The sequence below is a fragment of the Rickettsia endosymbiont of Ixodes scapularis genome, from assembly GCF_000160735.1.
In the GTDB taxonomy this organism is placed as follows: domain Bacteria; phylum Pseudomonadota; class Alphaproteobacteria; order Rickettsiales; family Rickettsiaceae; genus Rickettsia; species Rickettsia tamurae.
In genome coordinates, this window is the sequence record NZ_CM000770.1 from 948,422 (window position 1) to 956,671 (window position 8,250).

Sequence of the window (8,250 nt, forward strand, 5' to 3'; positions counted from 1 at the left end):
TACGGTGGCAAAAAGACTAGCTCTATTTTACTATTTTGTAGATATTCTCTAACCTTTTTTGACCTACGATATCCCGCATTATCACATATCAGATAAATCTTACTTTTATCTTGATTATTTTCTTCCAATTTCTTTAAAAATTCAATGATATAATCGCCATTAACCTTAGGATTATCAGTTGTTACTACATTTAGACTTTTTAGATTAATTGCACCTATAATATGCTTACGTTTCCATCCACTAAAGCTTGGTAATGTTTTTACTGCATTCTTTCTAATCCAACCAAATCGAGCCCTAGTTTGATATTGTGGATGAACACTATCCATAAAATAAATACACTCATCACTTGCTAAATTATTTCTTAACAAACTATATTGAAGCTTAAATTCCTCTTGTTTATCTAAATCTATTTTTCCAGGAATTAACTTAGGTTTTTTATAACTAAAACCTAATCTGTGTAATAACTTTATTACACCAGCTAATGTATAGATTACTCCATATTGATTTTCTATATACAAACCTATATCTCTAGCATACACATAATTATTAGTTTCAAGGTGCTCTATTAATTCTTCTTCTTGATTTCTAGTAAGTTTACTACAACTACCACCATTTTCCGGCTTCAGCTTCTGATCATTATGATAATCTATTAAATGGTTCCTTATCCCTTCATCACTCAGTATTAACACTTTTGATATCTCACCAATACTATAGCCATCATCATACATAAGAACAGCTTTGATCCTCTGATCCTACCGTCTCTCTCCTGCTTATGACGACTCTTTAATTCTTGCTTTTCTATTATTGATAATTTTTTATATTCCATGATTACTTATTAGCATATTATCTCACTATAAGCAATGTTTCATTTACTAGAGGTATATACATAATATTGTTCATTATATTATTAAATTTCTGGATACCGGGGACAAGCCCCGGTATGACAATGTGTGCTTTTTTCGATCCATGCAACAACGCCGGTCAAGCTACGGGATGACAGGCTTTTATACACTTCCTTACAACCTCAGCATCATCAAAAGGTAATTTCTTATCGCCTATAATTTGGTAATTTTCATGACCTTTGCCGGCAATTAATAAGATATCATCTTGTTTTAAATTATTTATACCGTATTTAATAGCCTCTTCTCTATTTGCTATTTCTGTATAATCTGCTTTATCTATACCGCTTATGATTTCAGTTCTAATAAGCTTTGGGTTTTCATTGCGTGGATTATCATCTGTAATTATGATGGTATCGGCAAGTTTTGCGGCTATTTGCCCCATAATACTTCTTTTTGTCTTATCACGATTACCGCCGCAGCCAAAAACCACACTTAGCTTACTATCACGTAATTTAATATTTTTCAGCTCCGTTAAAGCTTTTTCAAGAGCATCCGGAGTATGGGAATAATCAACGAAAATATTAGTGTTGTCTATTCGCTCCATTCTGCCTTTTACCGGTTTAACTTGCGTTAGAATTTCGATGATTTTATTAAAATCAAATCCGGTATAATGAACACTAAGAGCAGCAATTAATAAATTACTAGCCTGAAAACTACCAATTATCGGGGTATTAAAATTATATTCTCTATTATTAAATGTAAAATTAATATTTTGTCCTTTTAAAGAACTGTTAATTCTAGTTATTTCTAAATCACCTTTTTTCCCAACGGTTATAAATTTAATATTATGATTATGTAGATAATCTTTAACAAACTCTATTTCTTCTATATCAGAATTTAATATTGCAAGACCGCTATGTAATAAATGATCAGTAGACATCTTTCCAAACTTCGCTTCTAGAGGTAATTTATACGTCAATCCGGTACTCGAATCTGCGCGATCGCTTGTATACGCTGCGGTTCTGCGTTCCGTGTCTCCTTTAAATTCCTCTCTAGAAGCGAATTTGGAAAGATGTCTAGTAAATAATTTCAGTTTGGCTAATAAATAATTTTCTTTTGTATGGTGATAATCTAGATGATCCTGACTAAAGCTAGTAAAACATGCGATATTTACTTTTATTTCCCCAAGCCTTGCTTGATCAAGACCATGGCTAGAAGCTTCAAAAGCTAAATATTCTATACCGTTTTCAGCTAAATTATGAGCAATTTTTCTAAAGCTTAAGTAGTCTAAAGTTGTTAATTCCGGTACATCATTTATAAGATTATCGCAGCCAAATATTTCTCCCCCTATCGTACCTATAGATGCTGTTTTTTTCCCAAGTAATGAATATGTTTGAACTATATAGGATACTACCGAGCTTTTACCATTAGTACCGGTTACGGCTGTTAGATTCTTTGGTTTTTTAGGATAGAATATTTCTATGGCTTCATATAAAGCTACTTGCACATCTTCTACGTAAATTACTTTATCTATAACAATATTTTTTTTATTGTCCGTAATTACTAATGCTGCCGCCTGATCTAAAGCATCCTTAATAAAATCATTTCCATCAACATTTTGTCCTTTAATCGCAAAAAAGACGTCTTTATCCTTAACGGTTTTAGAATTAATCGACAAACCTTTTACATTATGCTGTTGAAATAATTGCTTTAGGTTAGGGAGCATGTTTATATATTATTATATTTAATGTCATCCCAGCAACGGCGGGAATCCAGTAAAAGCACATTAGGTGTCATACCGTGGTCAAGCCACGGTATGACACAGTAGGCTTTGCCTCTCTTCGCAATGACACTTAAATTTCTATTAAATTCTAAAGTAGTTGATTTGCCTCAACAATTATATTTTTATCTACTAATTTCCTGATAAATACTAATTTATTGTCCGGCTTGATTTGTGCCTGATTAGAGTAAGCACTAACAAATTTTAAAATTTTATCAGTCATATCGGCATTTTTATAAAATTTAATCACAAACCCGTTATCTCCTGAATCTAAATTCTCAATATTTAACTTAAAGCATAATAGCTTTATTTTTACAATATCAAGTAAATTATTAAATTCAATCGGTAGTGAGCCGAATCTATCAATCATCTCATCTTTAAATTTCTCTACTTCTATCTCATTGCTTAAATTACCCATTCTTCTATATAGCCTAAGTTTAAGAGCCGAATCGGATACATAATTATCCGGAATAAAGACGGATAATCCCAAATTAATAGTCGGGATAAAGGGTTGTTCTGAAACAACCGGTTCATCTTTAAAGATAGCTATTTGTTCTTCCAGCATTTCTTGATAGAGTTCTGTACCCACTTCTTTAATTTGTCCTGATTGTTCTTCACCTATCAAATTACCGAAGCCCCGTAAATCCATATCATGGCTTGCAATAGTAAAACCTGAGCCTAAAGCACAACTATTTTGTATTATCTCTAAGCGTCTTAAGGACTGCGATGTCATCTTTTTATGACTTTCTACCGTTAGATAGGCATAGCCCCGCATTTTACCTCGGACCTATTCGACCACGCAATTGATATAGCTGACTAAGACCCAGCATATCGGCCTTATGTATGATCATGGTATTTGCCTCGGCTATATCAATTCCTGATTCTATAATAGTAGTTGAGACTAGTATATCGAATTTGCCGGCATAAAACTCGCTCATAACCTTATCAATTTTACTCGGAGTCATTTTTCCGTGAGCTATTTTATAGCTTAATTCCGGCAGGATTTGTTTTAATTGTTTTTCGATATCCTCTATATCTTTAATTCTTGGAACTACATAAAAGCTTCTTCCACCTCTAAAATGTTCGCGTAATAATGCATCTCTGATAATAACGGGATCAAACGGCATAACCGATGTACGAACTTCCAGCCTGTTTAGAGGCGGCGTTGCAATAATGCTAAGTTCTTTTAAACCGGTCATTGACATTTGCAGCGTTCGAGGAATCAGTGTTGCCGACATTGCAAGTACATGGGAAGAGGATTTTAGCGATTTAAGAAATTCTTTTTGACCGATACCGAAATGTTGTTCTTCATCGATTATTAACAATTTCAAATTAAAGAATTTTATATTTTTATGTAATAAAGAATGAGTGCCTATTATTATATTTATTTTACCGCTTTCAAATTCCGATCTTATAATCTTTGCTTCTTTAGAACTAACAACGCTAGATAATTGCTTGATATTTAAACCAAAACCCTTAAACCTTTCTATGAACCTTGAAAAATGTTGACTACATAAAATAGTTGTCGGTACAACTACGGCTACTTGAGGTAAATGTTCATTTAGAGATTTTGCTACCATAAAGACGACACGCATTACTACCTCTGTTTTACCAAACCCGACATCACCGCATATTAACCTATCCATTAACATACCGTTTCTTAGATCTTCTTTAATATCGTTTATAGCGGTTAACTGGTCTTCCGTTTCACTGAAAGTGAAAATTAGCACAAAAATTATCATATTCTTCAAGGTCAAATTCAACGGGAGCACTGCTATTAAGTTTCCTTTTAGCTGCTATTTGTATTAAATGCAGTGCTATCTTTTTTATACGGTTTTTAAGTTTCGCCTTACTTCTTTGCCATGAGACGCTGCCAAGCTTATCAAGCTCTGCATTATCATTGCCGTATTTTTTTATTACCTCTATATTTTCAACGGGTATATATAATTTATCATTACCGGCATATAGAGTCTTTAAAAAATCATGCAGTTTACCTTTGATTTCTAAAGCTTCCAGCCTTAAAAACCGCCCTATTCCATGATCTTTGTGTACTGCAAACTCACCTTCAGCTAAATTATCAAGCTCCAGCAAGATATTTTTAAGCTTTTTGTTAGTGTTTATAGAACTAGGTTTTTCTTCTAATAATTCGCTAGCGGTAATAAATAAATATTCTTTCGTATAAAAGCTTTGATTTAAAGGAATTATCCTGACATTTATTACTGAAGCCTTAGCCTCATCTAATTTATTTATCTCATTATATTTATATTCATAATTTTGGGTGATACTTTTAACTCTCTCAAGACCGCTTAAAGAAGCTGCACCTATTACGGTTTTTTTAGAAGAATGAGCTTTAATAATCTCAAATAATTTATCGGAAACCGTTTTCTTTTCTATAAAACTTGCAGAACTAATATTTTCAACTAAAGAACCCTCAGCTATAAGCTGAGGGGTTATAAAGTGGAATCGATTAGAAATCGATCATCATTCACAGGTTCACCTTCCTGTTCATCAATATAGTGCTGTATCATTTCATCAGTTATATTACCTGAACTGACCGCCATATAGCCCCTAGCCCACAAATGATTGCCCCAAAATTGTTTTCTTAAATGAGCAAATTCTTGCAATAAAATTCTTGAGCTACTACCTTTTAAATACTGTACTAACTTGCTAAGAGATATTTGTGATTTATATGAGATAAACATATGCACGTGATCACATGATATTTTCCCTGAAATTATATATACTTCATGTTCCATACAAATCTGCCTTAGTAAATCTCTAGCCCTTTCCGCTACTTTGCCTATCAATACTCTCTTCCTATATTTTGGTATCCATATAAGATGTACTTTTAAATCATACTGACTATGACTATTCTTTCTATAACTTCTCATGTTTCTTGATATAAATTCATTGCTAAAGCAATTTCATTATATCTTCCCTTCGCCTGAAGGCGAGGGATTTCTTATCCCCGAAGGGGGACATTAAGCTAGCCTGCTCGGAATTTTCATAACTAATTAATATAATAGACATCTTTCTAAACTTCGCTTCTAGAGGTAATTTAGACGTCGAACCGGTACTCGCATCCTCACGTACGCTTTTGTACGCTGCGGTGCTGTGTTCCGTGTCTCCTTTAAATTCCTCTCTATAAGCTGGTTTGGAAAGATGTCTATTATTTTTTTGTTCCAGTAATTCCGTTATTTCAGAAGCGGTAAAATATAAGCTAGTCGGTGAAAGGGTGGGATAGAAACTATTAAATTTAAGTTTATTTGCCTCTGACCTTGCCGAATAAAAATCGTTATAACTATGTTCAAATTCTAAAATGGCTTGTTTTGACAAAGTATCTAATCGTAAATCATTAGTAATATGAGTTGCTTCACAGTTGAATCCTGCTGATTTAAAAGCTTTGAACATTGTTTCAATTTGCCATCTTTGAGCATATATCTCAGCAGGATTTTTGATCTCATCACTATGTATTAAGACTGCAAGTTCACTCTTCTTATTTCTGATCCCTACTACATTAAATATTTCACCTTTTGTACCAATTCTACGTTGTGACAAACTCACATGCGATCCTATGGCTAGAGGGCGAAATAACTCTTGTATTTTAACCATTTTTCCCCTTGCATTACTGATATATTGTCTATTTTCTCTAACTCGAAAAACGTATCTTATTTGATTTGTTCTAAGCCAAGAGAGCCATTCCTTACCTATAAATTCTCTATCAGCGGTTAATGCTTCAATGCGGTTTTTGTCAAAAACTTCTAAAAAACACTCCATCAGATCAATACGCTCAATATAATCAGAGTTACCACACTTTTTATCACTTAGAAAATTCCAAAAAGGGGGATCGCTATACCATGAAAACTGACAGCTAAATATAAAATATTTATATGTCGTTTACCAAATTTCCAATTCGTTCTATCTAAACACAATACCCATTTTTGCTCCTGCTCAAACCCAGTCATCATGACTAACATAACAGGTAATACTCTCCATGATATTGAGATTTCAGAGATAAATCTTTGCATCCTTCTATACCATGAAGCTGCTTTAATCCCAGACGGCATTCTATTGCATAACAATGACATGTTTACTGTCCTGCTGTTAAGCATTGAAATGATAAATAATCCTAAACATTTTGCTCTTGATAAATTAAGCGAAATATGTTTTTGTAATAATTCGACTAGAGGGGCGGAATGATCTTTCATATGTAAACCAAGTTCTTTCCCCGTTATCATCATGAATTATCAGCAAAATTCAATCCTTTAGTCCTTACATCTCTAAAAATTGTCATGTAGTAAGGGAAATTTGGTAAACGACATATAAATATTTTATATTTAGCTGTCAGTTTTCATGGTATAGCGATCCCCCTTTTTGGAATTTTCTAAGTGATAAAAAGTGTGGTAACTCTGATTATATTGAGCGTATTGATCTGATGGAGTGTTTTTTAGAAGTTTTTGACAAAAACCGCATTGAAGCATTAACCGCTGATAGAGAATTTATAGGTAAGGAATGGCTCTCTTGGCTTAGAACAAATCAAATAAGATACGTTTTTCGAGTTAGAGAAAATAGACAATATATCAGTAATGCAAGGGGAAAAATGGTTAAAATACAAGAGTTATTTCGCCCTCTAGCCATAGGATCGCATGTGAGTTTGTCACAACGTAGAATTGGTACAAAAGGTGAAATATTTAATGTAGTAGGGATCAGAAATAAGAAGAGTGAACTTGCAGTCTTAATACATAGTGATGAGATCAAAAATCCTGCTGAGATATATGCTCAAAGATGGCAAATTGAAACAATGTTCAAAGCTTTTAAATCAGCAGGATTCAACTGTGAAGCAACTCATATTACTAATGATTTACGATTAGATACATTGATGCAAATATTGTCTATTGCATTTTGCCTAGCTTATCAAACTGGAGAGATTATAGTTTTAGATAAACCAATAGTTATTAAAAAACATGGTTATAGGCAAAATAGTATATTTCGTGTTGGATTAGATACATTGGTTAATATCTTGTATAATATTTCTACTCAATTAGTACGTTGGATACAGCTGTTGTCCTTGATATTCCAATATCCAAAGATGATAAAATGAAAAATTGTCATGTAGTAAGGCAGCCGCCGGAAATTTTTGTTGTAATATTCTACAGGAGTTTATATTTTTGCTATTTTGCGTAATTTATCAATTATTTCGGCATCTAGATAAGAAGGAGCAGAAGATTTATTATTAATCCAATTATAAAGATCATTATCATTTTGATCAAGTATTAAAGAATAGCTTCCAAGTTTTTTTTCATCCATTAAGGATAGGTACTTTTCGGCAAAGCTACCGAGTATATAATCCATTTCTCTGCAACCGCGATTTTTACTACGGTAAAAAAGTTTCTTTTGTAAAGAGTTTTTATTTAATTTATTCATCTATAACATCTTGCAAAATTTTTTTTATAATAATATTATTAAAATTATCAGATACCAAGATCATTTTAAAATGCTTTAATAATTAAGCACTCTAATAAATACCATTCTACATGGGTAAAATTCTATTAACTTTTATTATCAATAACAGCAAGAAAGCGTAAATATGTCGGTTCAAAATATCTGTTCTACAAAAGCTTATGATAT

The 8,250-nt window shown here is 32.7% G+C and carries 6 protein-coding genes and 3 pseudogenes; 1 reads left to right on the top strand and 8 read right to left on the bottom strand.

The annotated features are described in order from the left end of the window. From REIS_RS04785 to REIS_RS04805, 7 genes and pseudogenes are all read right to left on the bottom strand, one after another. A partial coding sequence (locus REIS_RS04785) for an IS630 family transposase (protein ID WP_008580144.1) occupies window positions 1-728 on the bottom strand: 728 nt, incomplete at its 3' end. A gap of 253 nt (window positions 729-981) precedes the next feature. Then, the gene (locus REIS_RS04790) at window positions 982-2,568 is read right to left on the bottom strand and encodes a UDP-N-acetylmuramoyl-L-alanyl-D-glutamate--2,6-diaminopimelate ligase (protein WP_008580145.1); all 1,587 of its coding nucleotides are present in this window, start codon (window positions 2,566-2,568) and stop codon (window positions 982-984) included. A 145-nt stretch (window positions 2,569-2,713) separates the two neighbouring features. Continuing rightward, window positions 2,714-5,055 (bottom strand): annotated as a pseudogene (gene mfd, locus REIS_RS04795) (transcription-repair coupling factor); the annotation flags it as partial. Window positions 5,056-5,072: 17 nt separating this feature from the next. Continuing rightward, on the bottom strand, window positions 5,073-5,513 hold the full coding sequence (gene tnpA, locus REIS_RS04800) for an IS200/IS605 family transposase (RefSeq protein ID WP_008579210.1): 441 nt from the start codon (window positions 5,511-5,513) through the stop codon (window positions 5,073-5,075). 109 nt (window positions 5,514-5,622) lie between these two features. Next, a pseudogene (locus tag REIS_RS17220) lies at window positions 5,623-5,808 on the bottom strand (palindromic element RPE1 domain-containing protein); the annotation flags it as partial. A gap of 228 nt (window positions 5,809-6,036) precedes the next feature. Beyond that, window positions 6,037-6,399 (bottom strand): annotated as a pseudogene (locus REIS_RS17225) (transposase); the annotation flags it as partial. 47 nt (window positions 6,400-6,446) lie between these two features. Continuing rightward, on the bottom strand, window positions 6,447-6,863 hold the full coding sequence (locus REIS_RS04805; protein WP_008579269.1) for a hypothetical protein: 417 nt from the start codon (window positions 6,861-6,863) through the stop codon (window positions 6,447-6,449). A gap of 185 nt (window positions 6,864-7,048) precedes the next feature. Between REIS_RS04805 and REIS_RS04810 the strand changes: the two genes are divergently transcribed. After that, window positions 7,049-7,723, top strand: coding sequence for a transposase (locus REIS_RS04810; RefSeq protein WP_241760926.1), 675 nt, complete (start codon window positions 7,049-7,051; stop codon window positions 7,721-7,723). A 59-nt stretch (window positions 7,724-7,782) separates the two neighbouring features. Here REIS_RS04810 and REIS_RS04815 read toward each other — a convergent pair whose 3' ends face one another. Beyond that, a complete protein-coding gene (locus tag REIS_RS04815) occupies window positions 7,783-8,046 on the bottom strand; it encodes a succinate dehydrogenase assembly factor 2 (protein WP_008580148.1) in 264 nt (87 codons plus the stop codon). Between the last annotated feature and the right edge of the window lie 204 nt (window positions 8,047-8,250).

Bases quoted from the DNA above. Each gene is read 5' to 3' on its own strand.
- REIS_RS04790 (WP_008580145.1), bottom strand. From the start codon at position 2,568: ATGCTCCCTAACCTAAAGCAATTATTTCAACAGCATAATGTAAAAGGT.
- tnpA (WP_008579210.1), bottom strand. From the start codon at position 5,513: ATGAGAAGTTATAGAAAGAATAGTCATAGTCAGTATGATTTAAAAGTA.
- REIS_RS04805 (WP_008579269.1), bottom strand. From the start codon at position 6,863: ATGATGATAACGGGGAAAGAACTTGGTTTACATATGAAAGATCATTCC.
- REIS_RS04815 (WP_008580148.1), bottom strand. From the start codon at position 8,046: ATGAATAAATTAAATAAAAACTCTTTACAAAAGAAACTTTTTTACCGT.